Origin of the sequence: Mycobacterium sp. E1214, assembly GCF_001666755.1 — a bacterium.
Classification (GTDB): domain Bacteria; phylum Actinomycetota; class Actinomycetes; order Mycobacteriales; family Mycobacteriaceae; genus Mycobacterium.
The window spans coordinates 1-19172 of the sequence record NZ_LZJC01000034.1 but is presented as its reverse complement, the minus strand read 5'-3'; the positions used below and the strand labels follow the sequence as shown (position 1 = coordinate 19172).

16 protein-coding genes are annotated in these 19172 nt (G+C 69.4%); 7 read left to right on the top strand and 9 right to left on the bottom strand.

All coding sequences use genetic code 11. The features are described from left to right. Positions 1-228 precede the first annotated feature (228 nt). The gene (locus tag A5700_RS04370) at positions 229-1383 is read left to right on the top strand and encodes a glycosyltransferase family 4 protein (protein ID WP_068071481.1); all 1155 of its coding nucleotides are present in this window, start codon (positions 229-231) and stop codon (positions 1381-1383) included. Here the strand turns inward: A5700_RS04370 and A5700_RS04365 are convergent. Together A5700_RS04365 and A5700_RS04360 are read right to left on the bottom strand one after the other, a co-directional pair. Continuing rightward, positions 1367-3091, bottom strand: coding sequence for a hypothetical protein (locus A5700_RS04365; RefSeq protein ID WP_068071485.1), 1725 nt, complete (start codon positions 3089-3091; stop codon positions 1367-1369). The two genes, A5700_RS04370 and A5700_RS04365, sit on opposite strands and share 17 nt — an antisense overlap. Positions 3092-3112: 21 nt before the next feature. After that, positions 3113-4393: a DUF3068 domain-containing protein gene (locus A5700_RS04360; protein ID WP_068071479.1), complete on the bottom strand. Its 1281-nt coding sequence runs from the start codon at positions 4391-4393 to the stop codon at positions 3113-3115. A gap of 234 nt (positions 4394-4627) precedes the next feature. Here A5700_RS04360 and A5700_RS04355 point away from each other — a divergent pair, with 234 nt between their 5' ends. Continuing rightward, positions 4628-5731, top strand: coding sequence for an acyltransferase family protein (locus A5700_RS04355; protein ID WP_369828221.1), 1104 nt, complete (start codon positions 4628-4630; stop codon positions 5729-5731). Here the strand turns inward: A5700_RS04355 and A5700_RS04350 are convergent. The 3 genes from A5700_RS04350 to A5700_RS04340 form a co-directional block, all read right to left on the bottom strand. After that, entirely contained in the window at positions 5728-6204 is a 477-nt protein-coding gene (locus A5700_RS04350; protein ID WP_068071475.1) for a YbjN domain-containing protein, read from the bottom strand. The two genes, A5700_RS04355 and A5700_RS04350, sit on opposite strands and share 4 nt — an antisense overlap. A gap of 74 nt (positions 6205-6278) precedes the next feature. Next, positions 6279-7772, bottom strand: coding sequence for an AMP-binding protein (locus tag A5700_RS04345; protein WP_068071473.1), 1494 nt, complete (start codon positions 7770-7772; stop codon positions 6279-6281). Then, entirely contained in the window at positions 7773-8750 is a 978-nt protein-coding gene (locus A5700_RS04340) for a phosphotriesterase (protein ID WP_068071471.1), read from the bottom strand. A 135-nt stretch (positions 8751-8885) separates the two neighbouring features. Between A5700_RS04340 and A5700_RS04335 the strand changes: the two genes are divergently transcribed. The 3 genes from A5700_RS04335 to A5700_RS04325 all read left to right on the top strand — a co-directional run bounded on the left by A5700_RS04335 (position 8886) and on the right by A5700_RS04325 (position 12343). Beyond that, positions 8886-10583, top strand: a complete 1698-nt coding sequence (locus A5700_RS04335) for an acyl-CoA dehydrogenase family protein (RefSeq protein ID WP_068071469.1) — start codon at positions 8886-8888, stop codon at positions 10581-10583. A 129-nt stretch (positions 10584-10712) separates the two neighbouring features. Beyond that, complete coding sequence (locus tag A5700_RS04330) at positions 10713-11408, top strand: TetR/AcrR family transcriptional regulator (RefSeq protein WP_068071483.1); 696 nt, start codon at positions 10713-10715, stop codon at positions 11406-11408. Next, positions 11405-12343 (top strand): R2-like ligand-binding oxidase, encoded by a 939-nt coding sequence (locus A5700_RS04325; protein ID WP_068071467.1) that lies wholly within the window; start codon positions 11405-11407, stop codon positions 12341-12343. Before A5700_RS04330 ends, A5700_RS04325 begins: the two co-directional genes overlap by 4 nt. Positions 12344-12373: 30 nt before the next feature. On the opposite strand, the gene A5700_RS04320 is transcribed toward A5700_RS04325, so the two are convergent. Genes A5700_RS04320 through A5700_RS04310 form a run of 3 tightly spaced genes read right to left on the bottom strand, consistent with a single transcriptional unit; the run spans position 12374 to position 15049 of the window. Further along, positions 12374-13354 (bottom strand): cyclase family protein, encoded by a 981-nt coding sequence (locus tag A5700_RS04320; RefSeq protein ID WP_068071465.1) that lies wholly within the window; start codon positions 13352-13354, stop codon positions 12374-12376. After that, positions 13338-13898 (bottom strand): carboxymuconolactone decarboxylase family protein, encoded by a 561-nt coding sequence (locus tag A5700_RS04315; protein ID WP_068071462.1) that lies wholly within the window; start codon positions 13896-13898, stop codon positions 13338-13340. The genes A5700_RS04320 and A5700_RS04315 overlap by 17 nt, the downstream gene beginning before the upstream one ends. Beyond that, on the bottom strand, positions 13895-15049 hold the full coding sequence (locus A5700_RS04310; RefSeq protein ID WP_068071460.1) for a S9 family peptidase: 1155 nt from the start codon (positions 15047-15049) through the stop codon (positions 13895-13897). The genes A5700_RS04315 and A5700_RS04310 overlap by 4 nt, the downstream gene beginning before the upstream one ends. A gap of 84 nt (positions 15050-15133) precedes the next feature. Here A5700_RS04310 and A5700_RS04305 point away from each other — a divergent pair, with 84 nt between their 5' ends. Then, positions 15134-15787, top strand: a complete 654-nt coding sequence (locus A5700_RS04305; RefSeq protein WP_068071458.1) for a TetR/AcrR family transcriptional regulator — start codon at positions 15134-15136, stop codon at positions 15785-15787. 18 nt (positions 15788-15805) lie between these two features. On the opposite strand, the gene A5700_RS04300 is transcribed toward A5700_RS04305, so the two are convergent. Further along, positions 15806-17224 carry an NADP-dependent succinic semialdehyde dehydrogenase gene (locus tag A5700_RS04300; RefSeq protein WP_068071456.1) on the bottom strand — a complete coding sequence of 473 codons (1419 nt, stop codon included), beginning with the start codon at positions 17222-17224 and terminating at the stop codon, positions 15806-15808. Between the two features lie 80 nt (positions 17225-17304). On the opposite strand from A5700_RS04300, the gene A5700_RS04295 reads away from it, so the two are divergent. After that, a complete protein-coding gene (locus A5700_RS04295; protein WP_068071454.1) occupies positions 17305-18951 on the top strand; it encodes an acetolactate synthase large subunit in 1647 nt (548 codons plus the stop codon). The last annotated feature ends 221 nt before the right edge of the window (positions 18952-19172 follow it).

Genomic DNA, 19172 nt, shown 5'->3' with positions numbered 1-19172 from the left:
ACAACACAGCGACAAGCGCCTCCCGCCGGGCGATGACCCGCGGCGCGGTGCCGTGCTAGGTCCCGTTGTCGCTACGAGGCGGGCACTTCGCCAATGCCCCGGGCCGTCCTCGGCGCGCCGCCGGCCTGGTTCCCAGACCGCGCCGCCGGGCTCGATCCCAGGCCGCGCCGCGTCACGCGGACCGGGGACGGCCGGACAATGCGGCACCGCCGGTTAGGCTGGCGACCGATGTCCGAACTGCGTTCCGTGCTGCTGCTGTGCTGGCGCGATACCGGCCACCCGCAGGGCGGGGGCAGCGAAGCCTACTTGCAGCGCATCGGCGCCCAGTTGGCCGCGTCCGGGATCGCCGTCACCCTGCGCACCGCCCGCTACCCCGGCGCGGCGCGCCGCGAGGTCGTCGACGGCGTGCGCATCGACCGGGTCGGCGGCCGGTATTCGGTCTACGTCTGGGCGCTGCTGGCGATGGCCGCCGCGAGACTGGGCCTCGGCCCGCTGCGGCGGGTGCGCCCGGACGTCGTCGTCGACACCCAGAACGGCCTGCCGTTTTTGGCCCGCCTGGTCTACGGCCGCCGGGTGGTGGTGCTGGTGCACCACTGCCACCGCGAGCAGTGGCCGGTGGCCGGGCCGGTGCTGGGCCGGCTCGGCTGGTTCGTGGAGTCGACGCTGTCGCCGCGGGTGAACCGGCGCAGCCAGTACGTGACGGTGTCCCTGCCGTCCGCCCGCGACCTGGTCGCCCTGGGCGTGAACGCCGCGCAGATCGCCATCGTCCGCAACGGCCTCGATCAGGCGCCCGCGGAGTCGCTGTCGGGTCCGCGCGCGGCCGCGCCGCGCGCGGTCGTGCTGTCGCGGCTGGTGCCGCACAAGCAGATCGAGGACGCCCTGGAGGCGGTCGCGCAACTCCTGCCGCGAATGCCGGACCTGCGCCTCGACGTCGTCGGCGACGGCTGGTGGCGCCGGCGCCTGGTCGCGCACGTCGACCGGCTGGGCATCGCCGACGCGGTGACCTTCCACGGCCACGTTGACGACGTCACCAAACACCGGCTGCTGCAGGCCGCGTGGGTGCATCTGCTGCCGTCGCGCAAGGAGGGCTGGGGTCTGGCCGTGGTGGAGGCCGCCCAGCACCAGGTGCCGACCATCGGCTACCGCTCCTCGGGCGGGCTCGCGGACTCGATCGTCGACGAGGTGACGGGAATCCTGGTGGATAGCCACGCCGAGCTGGTGGACCGGCTCGACGGGTTGCTCGGCGATCCGGTGCTGCGCGATCAACTGGGCGCCAAGGCGCTCGCGCGGTGCGGCGAGTTCTCGTGGGAGCAAAGCGCCGACGCGATGCGCGTGGTGCTGGGCGCCGTCCGGGCCGGTCGCACGGTCAGCGGACTGGTGTAGGACCCCGGCGCCGCCACGCCCCGGCCGCCGCGCCCACGCCGCCGGCCAGCAGCAGCGCCAACCACGCCGCATGGGCCAGCAGCGTCGCCGCGCGGCGCCCCGCCGGAACGCCGGCGGCGTCGCCGCCGATCCGGTACAGCGCCATCTCGCCGTCGCGGTAGACCGGCGTCAGCCCACCCAGCGTGCGCGCGGCCGCGCCCATGTCGCCTGCGCTGTCCGACTCGACGACCAGCCAGCCCACCCCGGCCGCGGCCAGGACGGCCGGCTCCGGCCCGCTCAGCAGTAACTGCTGGATCGCCCGGGCGTGGTTGCCCTCGCCGGCGATGGTGACGTCGGTGATCACGAGGTCACCGGTCGACAGCACGTCGGCGCGCACCCAGCGCGGCAGCGGGTCGAGCACCGGGGCCGGCCCGGCCCATGCGAACAGCCGCATGGTCCCCGCGGGCAACACCGCGACGGGCCCGGGACGGGCGTTGATCGCCGCCGCGACGGCGGTCCATCCGCGCGGGTAGCGCACCGGGGGCACCTGCCCCCACACGCCCCAGGCCAGGTCGGGCAGCGCCAGCAGCAGCGCGAGGCAGCAGAATGCGGCGGCGACCGGCGAACCCAGCGGTCGCAGCCGACGGTGCAGCGTCACCACCGCACCCCCGGCCGCCAGCGCGTACCCCGGCATCGCCAGCGCCACCCACTTCTGCCCGTCGCGCAGCACGCCGAGGCCGGGCACCGCGTCCACCACGGCGCGCAGCACCTGCAGGCCGGGGCCGGTCGCCAACGCGGCGGGCACCAGCACCGCCACAGAGGCCAGCGCCAGCAGCGGCACGGCCGCCGGGCGTCGCACCGCCACCGGCAGGCCCACCGCGACCACACCCACCAGCACCACCGCCGACGACACCGCGAACAGCGTGGCCCGCGACCCCGGCACCGCCTCCCCGTTCCAGATTCCCCCCAAGCTCGCGAGGCTGCCGAGCGTGCCCAGCCCGGGCTCGGCGCGCGGCGCGAACGCGGTCACGCCGAGCCGATTCGCGGCGGTGTGGGCGGACAGCGACGAGCCCAGCGCCGACGCGACCAGCCAGGGCAGCGCCGCCACCAGCGCGGCACCCAGCGCCCCGGCGGCGCACCGCCACCGCGGCCAGGCGGCGACCGCGCCGGCGTCCGGGGCGGCCACGCACACCAGCGCGACCGTCGCGGCCAGCAGCAGACCGGTCGGCGTCAGGCCCGCCAGCGCCATCCACAACGCCAGCGCCGCGAAACCGAACACCCCCCCGCGGTCGGCCCGTAACCCCAGCATCGCCGTCGCCACCCAGGGCAGGCAGCCGTAACCGACCAGCAGACTCCAGTGGCCCTGCAACAGCCGCTCGGCGACATAGGGATTCCAGACCGCGAGCGTCGTCGCGACGAACTGGCCGGGCGCGCCGGCCGGGGGCAGCGCGACGGCGACCAGCCGCGCCGCGCCCCACCCCGCCAGCCACAGCCCCAGCACCAGCAGCGCCTTGACCACGACCCCACCGTCGACCACGCGCGAGGCCAGCGCGACAGCGAAGTCCTGGGGCGTCGCCCGCGGCGCCGCCGTCAGCCCCAGCGCCGTGTCGGACAGGTACGACCGCGGCGTCGACACCGCGTCGCGCAGCAGCAGGTAGCCGGGGGCCAGCAGCGGGCCCGTCACCAGCAGCGCCAACAACAGCGCGTAACCGGGACGCGTCCAGCGCAGGGTCAACGCACCCGCGCCGGGCTATTCGCGGTCGGTCGGGCCGGGCGGATGGGGCTCGGGCGGCCCCGACTCGGGGAGCTCCTCGGCGCCCAGCGTCGGCGGATCGGCCCCCGGCGCATCCGGTTCCGTGCGCTGGGTCGGCAGCTTCTCGGTCTCGGCCTCGGCGCCCGGGACCGGTTCCTCGAGACCGCTGCGGCCGAAGAAGTCCTGCTCGCCGCGGTCCAGGCCCGGGTCCGTCAGCGCGCTCTCGGTCCGCAGGCTGAACGAGGCGAGCACCCCGCCGCCGACCAGCGCGATCAAGCCCACCGCCGTGAACGTGATGGGCAGCACCCGCGACCAGAGCGCCACCCGGTCGCGCTCGTCACGGGCCGCGTTGATCTGCGATTCGACGGTGTCCTCGTTGGAGGTGACCTTGTAATCGGCCAGCGTGAGCTCCGGTTTCAGGGGGTCACGGGCGAAGTAGTGGTCGGCGTGCTCGGTCTTCTTGACGATGGTGCCCGACACCGGGTCCACCCAGAACGTGCGCTGCGCCGCGTAGTAGCGGGTCATGGTGATCTGCTCGTTCGGGTCGCCGCCCTGGATGCCCCACATCGACGCCGAAGCGGTGAACTTGCCGTCCTCGTTGCCCGCGTACAGCGACGGGTACGCCACCGGGGCCACCAGCTTGCCGTCGGCGTTGTAGCCGACGTTCTGGGTGAACTTGTAGGTGGTCAGACCGTTGACGTCTTCCTGGCTGTCGTAGTTGACGTCGAACGGCTTCTGCGCGATCGGATCGAAATACGGGTAGGTCTTCTTCTCGGTGTTGAACGGGAACCGGTAGGACAGCCCGTCGTGGCGCAGCGGGATGGCCGTGGGCGGGTTCTCGTCGTTGAAGTTGCGCGGCTTTTGCACCGAGCCGCCGGTGTGCGTGTCGTCGGACACGGCCAGCGCGGTCTTGCGGTTCAGCGTCACGGTGTCGACCATGGCCAGCAGCAGCCCGGTGTCCTTCTGCTTGTCGGTGCGCCGCACCGACGTTCCGACCTGCAGCGTCACCACGTCGGCGTTGGCGGGCGACTCGACGCTGATCTGCTGCTGGGACACCAGCGGCACGTTCTGATTGACCACCACGTGATCGGTCGACAGCGACGCGGAGTCGAGCGCGGTCCCGGTGCCGTCCCCGACCAAGGTGGTGTCGATATCCAGCGGAACCTTGGTGATCCGGCTGGACGTGTAGGTCGTCAACAGCAGCGCGGCAATCAGCAGGGCGGCGCCGAGTCCGATGATCCCGCATGCGGCGAACCGCAACATGACTGCTCGGTTCACGTTGCCGTGCCCTCCCCTTGATCGTTGGACTCGTCAGCCGCGACGCACCCCATCTGCGCACGCAGCGGGGCAAACTCGTCTGACCCTAACAGCAGAAGCTAAGGCCCCCGCTTACGAACCTGTTGCGAACGCGGGCGTGCCCGTTGGTCGGGGAGTACGCGCAGGCAAACTGTTCGGGTGGGCGACGGGCAGCAGGTGGGCGGGGTGCGTAGCTTCCTGCCCGCCGTCGAGGGGATGCGCGCCTGCGCGGCCATGGGCGTCGTGGTCACCCATGTCGCCTTCCAGACCGGGAACTCCAGCGGCGTGCTCGGCCGGTTGTTCGGCCGCTTCGACCTCGCCGTCGCGGTGTTCTTCGCGCTCTCGGGGTTCCTGCTGTGGCGCGGGCACGCCGCGGCGGCGCGCGGCGCGGCGAGGCGCCCCCGCACGGGCCACTATCTGCGATCGCGGGCGGTGCGCATCATGCCCGCCTACGTGGTCGCGGTGGCGGTGATCCTGACCCTGCTGCCCGACGCGAACCACGCGAACCTGACGGTGTGGTTGGCCAACCTGACCCTGACGCAGATCTATGTGCCGTTGACGCTCACCGGTGGCCTGACGCAGATGTGGAGCCTGTCGGTGGAGGTCAGCTTCTACCTGGCGTTGCCGATCCTGGCGCTGCTGCCCCGGCGCCTGCCGGTGCGCGCCCGGGTGCCGGCGATCGCCGCGCTGGCGGCGGCGAGCTGGGCGTGGGGCTGGATCCCCTTCGGGCAGGGCGGCGGGATGAATCCACTGAACTGGCCGCCGGCCTTCTTCTCCTGGTTCGCCGCCGGCATGGTGTTGGCCGAGTGGGTGCACGAGCCGGTCGGCGCGCCGGCGCGCCTGGCGCGCCGGCGCCTGCTGATGGCCGCCGTCGGCGTGGCGGCGTACCTGGTGGCGGCGTCGCCGCTGGCCGGGCCGGAGGGCCTGGCCCAGGGCAGCGCGGCGCAGTTCGCGGTCAAGACCGCGATGGGTTCGGTGGTGGCGTTCGCGCTCGTCGCGCCGCTGGTGCTGGATCGGGCGGACACCCCGCACCGGCTGCTGGGCAGCACCGCGATGGTGACGCTGGGCCGCTGGTCCTACGGCCTGTTCATCTGGCACCTGGCGGCACTGGACATGGCCTTTCCGGTGCTGGGGATCTTCCCGTTCAACGGCGGCATGCCGGTGGTGCTGGCGGTGACGCTGATCTTCGGCTTCGCGATCGCCGCCGTCAGCTACGCCCTCGTGGAATCGCCGTGCCGGGAAGCGCTGCGGCGCTGGGAGAGACGCCGCATGCCGGCCGAGCCGGCCGTCGACGCGGAGGCGGACGCGATCGCGCCCTAGTTGGTGCGGTCCAGCCAGCGTTCCAGGACGTCCGCCGAGGGCTGGCGCAGGGACCGCTCGATCTTGTCGAACAGATCCGCGCCGTGCTCGACCGTCGATCTGACGAGGTCGCCGAGCGCCTGCAGGTGGATTCCGTGGGTCAACAGGTAGGCGTTCTCCCCGACGACGCTGACGTGCCCGGGGTGGGGCGTCTCGCGCACGAAGGCCTTGGGCCAGTGGGTGTCGCGGTTCCACTCGTTGACCAGTTCCAGCAGGCGCGGGCGCTCGGCCGCCGGGTAGTGCGCGGCGGGGCTGATCGACACCTCCAGGATATCGCGCCGTAACCCGTTGATGCGCAACGTGATTGACAGCTTTCCGCGCGAATGCGGGGACGTCAGCAAGAACTCCTCGCCGTCATCGCTGCGGAAGAAGCGCAGCGGATGCGAGCGCAGGTAGCGTTCGATCAACTCGGTGCTCAACGGCTCGATCTGCATGGGTCCTCCCGGGCGCGATCTGTGGTCGAACCGATACTGCGGGCGGAGCCTTGGAGCATTCTTGGACGCGCGCGTCAGCCGGGCTGCGCGACGTGCCGGCGCGCCAGGATCGCGTCGCGCACCGCCGAGCGCCGCGCCTTGCCGGCGTCGTCGCGCAGGGGGTCGTCCACGAATTCCACGAAGTCGTCGGCGGGCGGCACCTTGTAGGCGGCCACGCTGTCGCGCAGAAACGCCCGCACACCCGCAGCGTCCAGGGCCGAGCCCTCGCTGGTTTGCACCAGCGCGTAGGGCACCTGCCCCAAGTCGCCGTCATTCGGGTCGGGGATGCCGACGACCAAGCAGGACAGCACCTCCGGGTGGGCGGACAGGGCGTTCTCGATCTCGGCGGGATACACGTTGCGGCCGCCCACGGTGAACATGTCCACCCGCCGGTCCGACAGGTACAGGAAACCCTCGGAGTCGAAATGCCCCAGGTCGCCCAGGGAATCCCACCCGTCGCGGCTCTTGGCCGTCGCTCCCACGTAGCGGTAGGTGGGCGCGCTGCCGGGAGCGGGCCGCATGTAGATCTCGCCCACCACTCCGGGCGGGCACGGGTTGCCGTCGTCGTCGAGCACCTTCATCTCTCCGGAGACCACCACGCCCACCGAGCCGCGATGGGTCAGCCACTGATCGCCCGAGATGAACGTCAACGCCTGTAATTCGGTGCCGCCGTAGAGTTCCCACACCTTCTCCGGGCCCAGCAGGTCGATCCACGCCTGTTTCACCGCCGGTGGGCACGGCGCCGCCAGATGCCAGAACCGCCGGATCGACGACAGGTCGTACGCGTGCGGGTCGGCGTGGTAGGCCGGCAGCGCGCGCTGCATGATGGTGGGCACCGCGACCATGAAGGTGACCCGGTGCTCGGTGATCAGCCGCAGGAAGGCGCGCGGCTCGAACCGGCTCATCAAAACCAGGTGGTGGCCCATGATCAGCGCCATCGCCGCCATGGTGAAGCCGGTGTTGTGCGACAGCGGCACCGGAATGAACGAGGTGTCGCCCTCCTGCGCGCCGAGCGCGTAACCGCTGGCCGGGTGCACCCGGCTGTCCCCGCCGGAGTCGATCAGCTTGGGCCGCCCGGTGCTGCCGCCCGAGCCCATCGACTTCCACACCGGCGACACCGCCTCGGGCAGCGGCGCGTCGGATATCGCCGCGTCGGGCACGAAACGGGTTGGCACGCTGGCGATTTCGTGGTGCTCGCGACCCACCAACAGCTTCGGCCGGCGCAGCTCCAGCAGGCCCTGCAGCTCCGCGTCGGGCAAGCGGGCGGACAACGGCTGAGGCACCGCACCGAGCTTCCAGCACGCGACCGCCGCCTGGATCCACTCCACGGAATTGGGCAACACCATGGTCACGTAGTCCCCGACGCCCACCCCGCGCGCGGCGTAGGCGCGGGCCAGCCGGTTGGTCGAGGCGTCGAGTTCGGCGCGGCTCAACGTCAGCCCGTCGCAGGTGACCGCGGGCTCGTCGGGGGCCTGGGCGGCCAGGGCCGAGATCTGGGTGCCGATCGGCGGGATCGGCGGCTCGGTCATCTAGTAGGCGCCCGTCTGCTCGAAGATGCGGCGTGGGTTGTCGACCAGCATGGTGTGCAGTTGCTCGTCGGTGACGCCGCGCTCCTTGAGCGCCGGGATGACGTCGTTGTGGATGTGCAGGTAGTGCCAGTTCGGCAGCGCCTGCGACGCCAGCTCTTCGGGCAGGGCGTCGAAGTAACAGTTGGCGTCGTGCGACAACACCATCTTGTCGGCGTGTCCGCGCTCGCACATCTGCGCCACGGTGTTGACCCGGTCTTCGAAGGGCAGATACGCGTCGATGCCGAACCGGTCCATGCCGAGGTAGGACCCGGCGGCGATGAGTTCCTCGAGATAACCGATGTCGGTGCTGTCGCCGGAATGCCCGATGACCACCCGGCTCAGGTCGACGCCCTCCTCTTCGAAGATGCGCTGCTGCTCGAGGCCGCGGCGCAGCCCCGCGTGGGTGTGCGTGGAGATGGGCACCCCGGTGCGCTTGTGCGCCTGAGCGACCGCGCGCAGCACCCGCTCGACGCCCGGGGTGACGCCGGGCTCGTCGGTGGCGCACTTGAGGATCCCGGCCCTGATGCCGGTGTCGGCGATGCCCTGTTCGATATCCCGGACGAACAAGTCGGTCATGATCTCCGGCCCGCCGAACGCGCCCCCTGGCCCGAGGTAGTGGAAATACATCGGCACGTCGTTGTAGGTGTAAAGCCCGGTCGCCACAACGATATTCAGGTCGGTCTGCGCCGCGACCCGGGCGATGCGCGGGATGTAGCGGCCCAGGCCGATCACCGTGAGGTCGACGATGGTGTCCACGCCGCGGGCCTTCAACTCGTTGAGCCGCTCGACGGCATCGGCGACCCGCGCGTCCTCGTCGCCCCACGCTTCGGGGTAGTTCTCGGCGATCTCGGTGGTCATGATGAACACGTGCTCGTGCATGAGCGTCACGCCCAACTGGGCCGTATCGATGGTCCCGCGGGCGGTAGTGATTTCCGACACTCCACCGATGCTAGGTCGGGCCGCCCCGGACCGACAGGGCCGATTTGGCCGCGCGGCCCGACGGGCCTGCATTTTCGCGGGCGCGTGCAGTACCGTCACCCTCGTCGTGATCGAGAACCCCACCGGAGTCGCCCCATGTTGCTCAATCCCAACGACCTGCAACGCCCCCGTCCGGACCGCCGCTCGGGCGAGATCATGGCCGCGACGGTGGATTTCTTCGAATCGCGCGGCAAGGCCCGCCTGAAGTCCGATGACCACGAAAGAGTCTGGTACTCCGAGTTTTTAGAGCACATCGGGCGCGAGCGTATCTTCGCCTCGCTGCTGACGCCGTCGGAGTACGGCGCGTCCGATTGCCGCTGGGACACCTACCGGATCAGCGAATTCGCCGAGATCGTCGGCTTCTACGGCCTCAACTACTGGTACCCGTTCCAGGTCACCGCCCTGGGCCTGGGCCCGATCTGGATGAGCGCCAATTCCGACGCCAAGCGCAAGGCCGCCGCGATGCTGGAGGCGGGGGAGGTGTTTGCGTTTGGGCTTTCAGAGCAGACGCACGGCGCCGACGTGTACCAGACCGACATGATCCTGACCCCGTCGGGCGCGGGCTGGTCGGCCAGCGGCGAGAAGTACTACATCGGCAACGGCAACGTGGCCCGCATGGTGTCGACGTTCGGCAAGCTGGCCGACACCGACGAGTACGTGTTCTTCGTCGCCGACTCCCAGCACGAGCGCTACGACCTGATCAAGAACGTGGTGAATTCGCAGAACTACGTCGCCAATTACGCGCTGCGCGACTACCCGGTGAGCGAGGCGGACATCCTGCATCGCGGCCCGGGCGCCTTCCACGCCGCCCTGAACACCGTCAACGTGTGCAAGTACAACCTGGGTTGGGGCGCGGTGGGCATGTGCACGCACGCCTTCTACGAGGCGATCAACCACGCGTCCCACCGGATCCTCTACGGCACCGTCGTCACCGACTTCACCCACGTGCGTCGCCTGTTCACCGACGCGTACCTGCGATTGGTCGCGATGAAGCTGGTCGCCGGCCGCGCCGGCGACTACATGCGCAGTGCGTCGGCCGACGATCGGCGCTACCTGCTCTACAGCCCGCTCACCAAGGCCAAGATCACCAGCGAGGGCGAACGCGTCATCACCGCCCTGTGGGACGTGATCGCCGCCAAGGGCGTCGAGAAGGACACCATCTTCGAGGCGATGGCCCGCGAGATCGGTCTGCTGCCGCGCTTGGAGGGCACCGTCCACATCAACATCGGGCTGCTCGGCAAGTTCATGCCCAACTTCCTGTTCGCGCCGAGCAGCGAGTTGCCCGTCATCGGCCGCCGCGACGACGCGTCCGACGACTCCTTCCTGTTCAACCAGGGACCCACCGGCGGGCTGGGCAAGGTGCGCTTCCACGACTGGCGCGCGTCGTTCGACGGCTTCGCGCACCTGCCCAACGTCGCGTTGCTGCGCGGGCAGATCGACGTGCTCGCGGAGATGCTGGCCAGCGCCACCCCCGACGCCGCGCAGCAGCAAGACATCGACTTCGCGTTCGCCGTCGGCCAGCTGTTCGCGACGGTGCCCTACGCCCAGCTGATCCTCGAGCAGGCCGGGCTGTCGGGGGTGGACCCGACGTTGGTCGATGAGATCTTCGCGGTGCTGGTCCGCGACTTCAACGCCTATGCGGTGGAGCTGAGCGACAAGCCGGCGACCACCGACGAGCAGGCCCGGTTCGCGATGCGGATGATCCGGCGCCCGGCGCACGACCCGTCGAGCTACGAGCAGGTCTGGAAGGAACACATCCTGCCGCTGGCAGGCGCCTACCAGATGCGGCCGTAACTGGTAGACGGGTCGGGCTGCGCGGCCATTCGGCGGCGGCGGCTGTTGGCCCGCGGCGAAGCGGCGACCCTTGACTGTGACGCGCGCCACAGTATGATGACCGGTGGTCACCAAGGCGAGGAGGCGCGCATGCCGACAGTGACGTGGGCGCGGGTCGACCCCGCCCGCCGCGCGGCCATCATCGAGGCCGCGGAGGCGGAATTCGGTGCGCACGGCTTCTCGCGCGGCAGCCTCAACGTCATCGCGCGGCGGGCCGGCGTCGCGAAGGGCAGCCTGTTCCAGTACTTCGCCGACAAGCGGGACCTGTACGCGTTCATCGCCGAGATCGCCAGCCAGCGGGTCCGCGTCTACATGGAGGAGCTGATCGTCCGGCTCGACCCGAGGCGGCCCTTCTTCGAGTTCCTGACCGACTGGCTCGACGCGTGGGTGGCCTACTTCGCCGACCACCCGCACGAACGCGCGCTGCACGCCGCGGCGACGCTGGAGGTCGACACCGAAGCGCGGATCAGCGTGCGCAACGTCATCCACCGCCACTACCTGGAGGTGCTGCGGCCGCTCGTGCGAGACGCCCAGGCCCGCGGCCACCTGCGCGCCGACTCCGACACCGACGCGCTGTTGTCGTTGCTGTTGCTCATCTTCCCGCACCTGGCGCTGGCGCCTTACATGCGCGGCCTGGACCCGGTCCTCGGGCTCGACGAGCCCAGCCCCGAGCAGCCCGCGCTGGCGGTGCGCCGCCTGGTCGCGGTGCTGGCCGCCGCCTTCTCGGCCGCGCCGAAATCCCCGTCCGTCAGCTCAGCCCCACAACGATCTGAGGAGGTCACATGAACCGAACCCGAATCGCCTCGATGGCGCAAGGCGGACTGAACTGGGATAGCTTGCCGCTCAAGCTGTTTGCCGGCGGCAACGCCAAGTTCTGGAATCCCGCCGACATCGACTTCTCCCGCGACCGCGAGGACTGGGAACGCCTGACCGACGACGAGCGCAGCTACGCGACCAGGCTGTGCGCCGAATTCATCGCCGGCGAGGAATCGGTGACCCAGGACATCCAGCCGTTCATGGCCGCGATGCGGGCCGAGGGCCGGCTGGGCGACGAGATGTACCTGACGCAGTTCGCCTTCGAGGAAGCCAAGCACGTTCAGGTGTTCCGCATGTGGCTCGACGCCGTCGGCATCACCGAGGACCTGCACTACTTCCTGGAGGACGTGCCGACCTACCGCACGATCTTCTACGAGGAGTTGCCGGACTGCCTCAACGCGCTCGCGGTCGATCCGTCCCCGGCGGCGCAGGTGCGGGCGTCGGTCACCTACAACCACATGGTCGAGGGCATGCTGGCGCTGACCGGCTACTTCGGCTGGCACAAGATCTGCGTCGAACGGGGCATCCTGCCCGGAATGCAGGAGCTGGTCCGCCGCATCGGCGACGACGAGCGGCGCCACATGGCGTGGGGCACCTTCACCTGCCGGCGCCACGTTGCCGCCGACGACGCCAACTGGGGCGTCTTCGAGACGCGGATGAACGAACTGATGCCGCTGGGTCTGCGCCTGATCGAGGAGGGCTTCGCCCTCTACGACCCGATGCCGTTCGGGCTGTCGGTGGACGAGTTCATGCAGTACGCCGCCGACAAGGGCATGCGCCGCTTCGGCACCATCTCCAGCGCCCGCGGCCGCCCCGTCGGCGAGATCGACCTCGACTACTCACCGTTGCAGCTCGAGGACACCTTCGCCGACGAGGACGAGAAGGTGCTGGCGGCCAGCTACTGAGCCCGCTCGCCGAACGGTCCGGTGGGGCCGTCATTTGATCGCCAGCGCCGAGACCGGGCTTCCCGACGCGCCGGTCAGTGGCAACGGTGACGCGGCGAACATGAACTCGTAGACCCCGTCGGACCTACTGTCCTCGGACAACGCGTCCAGGTCGAACATCTCGCCGAAGGCCAGACCGGTGTGGGCGAGAGCCACGACGTGTAGCGGTTGCCAGCAGTCGATTTCGTTGGGCAGCACCTCTATGCCCCACGTGTCGGTGGCGATTGCGGCGATGTCCTTGTCGCGCAGCCACGGGGCGGTATGCAGGGACAGGCCCGGCGAGGGACCGCCCGCGTAATCACCCCAGTTCTCGCGCCGCGCGGCCATGAAGCCGGTGCGGACGAGCAGGGCGTCGCCGGGGCGCAGGTCGACATCCTCGGCGGCCAGGCAGCCCTCGAGGTCGTCGACGGTGATCGCATAACCGGCTTCGAGGGACTCGACGCCCCGGTGGGCGGCCAGGTCGACGAACACGCCGCGGGTGACGATCTTGCCCGTGTAGTGCTGTACGCCGTTGCTGCGGCTGCCCGCGGTCCCGGCATCGCCCGCCGGATGCCCGTTGTACATCTGCCCGCGCCAGAAGAAGTGGCACAACGCATCCCACTGCGTGCCCGACTGCGTGGGCATCACCACCACGTCGTCGTAGTACCCGGCGGTGGGTTGGCCGATTGCTTCGCGCCACTTCGCCAGCGTCTCGGTCTCAACCCCCCGTTGCTCGCCGACGAGGTAACCCGGTCCGGAGGTGAGCTGGTAGAGATGGGGATTCCCTCTCCCCAGGTAGCCGTTCTGGGGTCCCCGCTCGTCGTAGGGCAGTGTCAAGGAGATCGTCTTGCCCACCTGCACCAGCGCCGCCGCCTCGCGAACCTTCTCGGGGGTGATGAGGTTTACGGTGCCCAACTGGTCGTCGGGTCCCCATCGGCCCCAGTTCGAGCACCGGTCGATGTAATCCTGAAGTACTTCAAGGTCTTTCGTCATCGGGTTCACTCCACTTCGATCGGCTGTCGATAGCCGCCCAGTCGATTGGGCCGTCGTCGAGCGGCACCTGCAGGGACTTCAAGAACGCCGCGCACAGGACATAGGTCGCCGCCAGAAGCGTGATCTCGGCTACCTGGTTGTCCGGGAAATGTCGGCGCAAAGCAGCTAGCTTGTCTTGTTCCGCGCCAATGTGTTTCACCAACGAGTCGATATAGGCGACCAGGGCGGTGAGCGCCGTATCGCCGAATTCGGTGTGGTGCTTGTCGACCAGTTCGGCGAGGAGCTGGGGATCGGTGCCCGTTTGGAGCGCCTGGGCCCGGTGCTGTATCAGCTGGTATTCGCAGTCGGTGATCGCGCCGACTCGCACGATGATCTGCTCGCGCACCTGGGCGGGGATCGCGGCGTTGCGAAATCCCAGGGCGTACTCCCAGTACGGCACGGTGAGGTCGCGCGTGTGCAGCATCATCCGGGTCAGGTTGATCGGGAACCGCTGGTAAACCGCTCGTTGCTCCGCGTCGAGCTGCGGGTAGGGGAGGCCCGTCATGACGCCAGGGTTTCGTCGAGCCAGTCGAACATCCGCTGGTGGAACAGTGTCAGTGCGCCCTCGTGGCAATGCTCTTCGGCGCCCTCGGCGGCGGTGAAGGTGAGCAGCGTCTTCGGGCAGCGCAGCGCGTCGTACAGCAATTGCGGCTGGCCCTTGAAGAATTGGTCCGCCTCGGCCTCGCACACCAGCGTCGGGCAGGCGATCCGGTCCACGACCGGGCGCAGGTCGTAGCGGGCGATCGCGTCGGTCAGTTCCTGCGCCGTGCGCACCCCCATCGTCCACAACCCGTTGAGCACGGCCCACCGCAGCGACGTCGGCGCGCTCTCGGGCTGGGCGATCACCTCGTCGATGACCGGCACCGGCGGCAGCGCGGCGGCGAAGTTGAACACGCCGTCGTAGGCAATGCACGCCGCGATCCTCGTGTCGAACGCCGCCGCGCGCGGGGCGAGGTAGCCGCCCATGCTCATGCCAAGCAGCGCAATGCGTTTGGTGTCGACGCCGGGCAGGTTGACGGCGACGTCCAGGACGGGGGAGACGACGGCCTCCCAGTCGGGGCGGAAGGGCAGCTTGTCGATCCGCAACGCCGCGCCTTGCCCCGGGCCCTCGAAGATCAGGCAGTTCCAGCCGTGCCGGCGGGCCGCCTCACCGACGGCGAAGTACAGCTCCTCGACGGTGGAGTCGTAACCACCGTGTGCGACCAACGTCGGCCCCGGGTCCGTCCCGCTGACGTTGAGGTAGTAGCCTTTCAATTTGATTCCGGCGTAAGGGATTTCAACCGGTGTCCAGTGGGTCTGGACTTCCGCCGCGGCGGTGAAGGTTTGCACGGCGCGCGCCGAGGTCTGGGCCACCCGCGGGTCGTTGACCGGGTCGTAGCGCAGGAAGAATTCGGCGGTGCGGTAGTAATTCGAGGCCCGAAGGTAGGCGCTGCTGGCGCTGACCGCGTGTCCCCTCGCGGCGCATGTATCGGCGATGCCGGCGATCCGGTCCGCCAGGGCCCGCCACTCCGCGTGCCACGAGTCCCAATCGCCGGGGGTGATCCGGGCGGCCGTCGCCATCACCTCTCCGATGTCGGCTCCGCCGTAGACCGCGTACCCGACCGCGCGCAGTGTTTCGAACGAAAACGACTCGTCCGTATCGAACATGAACCTCATGCCGCCTCCTCGTACTAATGCAACTAATAGATGCGTTAGCGAGTATGGCATGCTGGTGTCGTTAACACAACAGGAGGTTGCATTATGGGACGGACGGCGAGCGGGGCCGACGGCCCGGGGCCCGGCACCGCGCGTCCCGGCGGCCGGACCTCACGGGTGCGCGCCGCGGTGTTGGACGCCGCATTGGTGGTGCTCGCCGAGCGGGGATACGCCGGCCTCACCATCGAGCGGATCGCCGAGCAGTCCGGGGTCAACAAGACCACCATCTACCGGCGCTGGAGGACGACGGAGGCCGTGCTGGCCGCCGCGATCGACGAGGTCGCCGCGCAGGACTTTCCGATCCCGGCCACCGGGTCGATCGACGATGACCTGCGCGCATTCGCCCGCAGCCTCGTCGACTTCATGGCCAGCGATTCGCCAACGCTCGCCGGCATCGTGCGCGCGCTGTTCTCCGACGCGGCGCGTGAACCGTTGATCGCCGACCTGAAGCGTGAGTTTTTCGCCGGCCGGTACGCGGGCGCGGCCGCCATGGTGGAGGCGGCGATCGAACGGGGCGAGTTACCCGCCGACGTCGACGTCCGCGAATTCGTGGGCCTGGTGGCTGCGCCCCTGTACTACCGCAGGCTGGTCACCGAGGAACCGCTCGACCACGCCGTCGCCGACCGCGCGGCCGCGACGGCGCTCGCCGCGGTCCGCGCGGGCGCCTGCCGGCGGTCCACGGGTGAGGACCCCGACTAGTCGACGGCTGTTCGAGGTCTATTCGACTTTGTCGCCGCCGGCCGCCGAGCCCTCCTCGGACTCACCGACCCAGACGGTCTTGGCGTTGACGAACGCCCGAATGCCCAGACCGGCAAGCTCGCGCCCGTATCCCGAGCGCTTCACGCCACCGAATCCCAGTTCGGGGTAGGACACCGTCATCCCGTTGATGAAGACCTGCCCGGCCTCGATGTCGTCGATGAACCGCTGCTGCTCGGCCTCGTCGTTGGTCCACGCGTTGGAGCCCAACCCGAAGGTGGTGGCGTTGGCGATCTCGATCGCCTCGTCGATGTCCGCGGCCCGGTACATCGACGCCACCGGCCCGAACACCTCTTCGGTGTAGAGCGCCATGTCCTTGGTGATGTCGGTGACCACCGTGGGCGGATAGAACCAACCCGGCCGGTCGATGGGCTTGCCGCCGAGACGGATGGTGGCGCCGGCGGCGGCGGCGTCGTCGACCTGCTTGGCGATCTCGTCGCGGCCCGACTCGGTGGCCAGCGGACCCACGTCGGTGTCGGGGTCCGTAGGGTCGCCCACCTTGAGCGCCTTCATCTGCTCGGTGAACTTGTCCACGAACTCGTCGTAGATGTCGGTGTGGACGATGAACCGCTTGGCGGCGATGCAGGACTGACCGTTGTTCTGTACGCGCGCGGTGACGGCCGTTTTGGCGGCCTCGTCGAGGTTCGCTGACGGCATCACGATGAACGGGTCGCTGCCGCCGAGTTCCAGCACCGTGGGCTTGATTTCGTCGCCGGCGATGGCCGCCACCGACTGTCCGGCCGGTTCGCTACCGGTCAGGGTGGCCGCGGCCACCCGCGGGTCGCGCAGGATGCGCTCGACGGCGCTCGACGAGACGAGCAGCGTCTGGAAGCAGCCGTCGGGGAAACCGCCCCGGGAAATCACGTCGGCCAGGTACAGCGCGGACTGCGGCACGTTCGATGCGTGCTTGAGGATTCCGACGTTGCCGGCCATCAGCGCGGGCGCGGCGAAACGGACGGCCTGCCAGAGCGGGAAGTTCCACGGCATGACGGCGAGCACCACCCCGAGGGGTTGGTAGCGGGTGTAGGCCTTCTTGGCCTTGACGGCCGCGGCGTCCGCCGGCTCGTCAGCCAGCAACTTCTCGGCGTGCTCGGCGTAGTAGCGAAAACCCCTGGCGCACTTGAGCACCTCGGCCTTGGCCGACTTCAGGGTCTTGCCCATCTCGAGGGTCATCATCGCGCCGACCTCGTCGGCCTCGGCCTCGAGGAGGTCTGCGGTGGCGTTCGCCCACTCGGCGCGCTGGGCGAAGGTGGTGTTGTGGCGGTAGTCGAGGAATCGCTCGTAGGCACGGGCGATCGCCGCATCGACGTCCGCGTCGGTCGCTGGGGTGAAGGTTTTGACTGTCTCCCCGGTGGCCGGGTTGATCGTGGCGATAGGCACGCTGACATCCTTCGGGTTTAAGGGTTGATGAAACGTCCAACACCTAGCCTGCCACTATCGTTCCCACTAGGAGGTGCCGGATGAGCAAAGCCGCCGAGCTGATGGTCAAGTGCCTGGAAAACGAGGGGGTCTCCGTCGTTTTTGGGCTGCCGGGGGAGGAGAACATCCGCTTCGTGCAGGCGCTGGCGTCGTCGACCATCCGCTACGTGCTGACCCGGCACGAGCAGGCGGCGGCGTTCATGGCGGAGATGTATGGCCGCGTCACCGGTCGGGCCGCGGTGGTGTCGACCACGCTGGGGCCCGGGGCGATCAACATGCAGCTCGGGGTCGCCGACGCCACCACGAACAGCACCCCGTTGGTGGCGATCTCCGCGCAGGTGGGGCATAACCGGGAGTTCAAGGAGTCGCACCAGTACGTCGACCTGGTGTCGATGTTCGCGCCCATCACGCGGTGGTCCGCCGGGGTGCCCACCGCCCACGCCATTCCGGAGATGTTCCGCAAGGCATTCAAGACCGCCGAGACGGAGCGGCCCGCGGCGGTGTATCTGGCCGTCCCGGAGCACATCGATGCCGACGAGGCCGACTACGACCTTTCGCCGTTGCCGCGCAACGTCGTCCGCGCCGACGCGCCGGCACCGGGGCAAGTGGCCCGCGCGGTCGACATCCTGCGCGCGGCGAAGCGGCCCGTCGTGCTGGCCGGGCATGGGGCCGCCCGGGCCGACGCCACGGCGGCGCTGGTCCGTTTCTCCGACGAGTTCGGCGTCCCGGTCGCCAACACCTTCCACGGCAAGGGCGTGATGCCCGACGACCACCCCAACAGCATCGGGACCCTTGGGTTCATGCGGCACGACTACGTCAACTTCGGGTTCGACAACGCCGACGTGGTGATCGCCGTCGGCTACGAGCTGCAGGAATTCGACCCGGTCCGGATCAACCCCCAGGCCGACAAGAAGATCATCCACGTCCACCGGTTCCCGGCCGAGGTGGACGCGCACTACTCGGTGGACGTCGGGATCATCGGCGACATCAGTGCCTCGCTCGACGCGCTCACCGAGGGATTGGCCGGGCACTCCTACACCGCCGACCCCGACGTTCCCGGACACGGCCTGCTGGCCGAGGAATTCGCCAGCGGGCAACAGGATTCGCGGTATCCGCTGGCGCCGGCCCGGGTGGTCGCCGACACCCGTGCGGCGCTGGGCCGCAACGACGTGGTCCTGGTCGACACCGGAGCGACCAAGATGTGGATGGCCCGGCTGTACCCGACGTACGAGCGCAACACCTGCCTGATCTCAAATGGATTGTCCACCATGGCTTTCGCGCTCCCGGGCGCGCTCGGGGTGAAGCTGGCCCGGCCGGACGCCAAGGTGCTGGCCGTGGTCGGTGACGGCGCGTTCCTGATGAACTCGCAAGAGATCGAGACGGCCGTGCGGGAGCAGATCCCGTTGGTGGTGCTGATCTGGGAGGACGGCGGCTACGGCCTGATCGAGTGGAAAATGGACCTCGAGCTCGGCGAGCATTACTACGTGAAGTTCGGCAATCCGGATGTGGTGCAGTATGCGGAAAGCTTTGGTGCCAAAGGGTATCGGATCAACAACGCCGACGAGCTGTTGCCGACCCTGCAGGCGGCGCTCGCCGACGACGGGGTTTCCCTGATCAGTTGCCCGGTCGACTACTCCGACAATCTGCGGTTGACCGATCGGCTCGGGGAGCTGGACGAGACGCTGTAACCCGGGGTGGTGTGCCGGTTTTCCGGCGCACCTTCGCGCCGGTGCCTGCCGGGCGGCTCGATCGTGGATTGGCCCCCGCGACGGCTCGCTTGAGCGGCGCGTTCGCTGTCGCGCAAACAACTTGTGTCACTTGTGTTTCCCTTGCCCCAACGCGGCGGTTTTTGTCGGTGGTGATGGCTAGTTTGGCGGTGTGAGTGCAAGCGGTTCGGCTGATCTTGAGC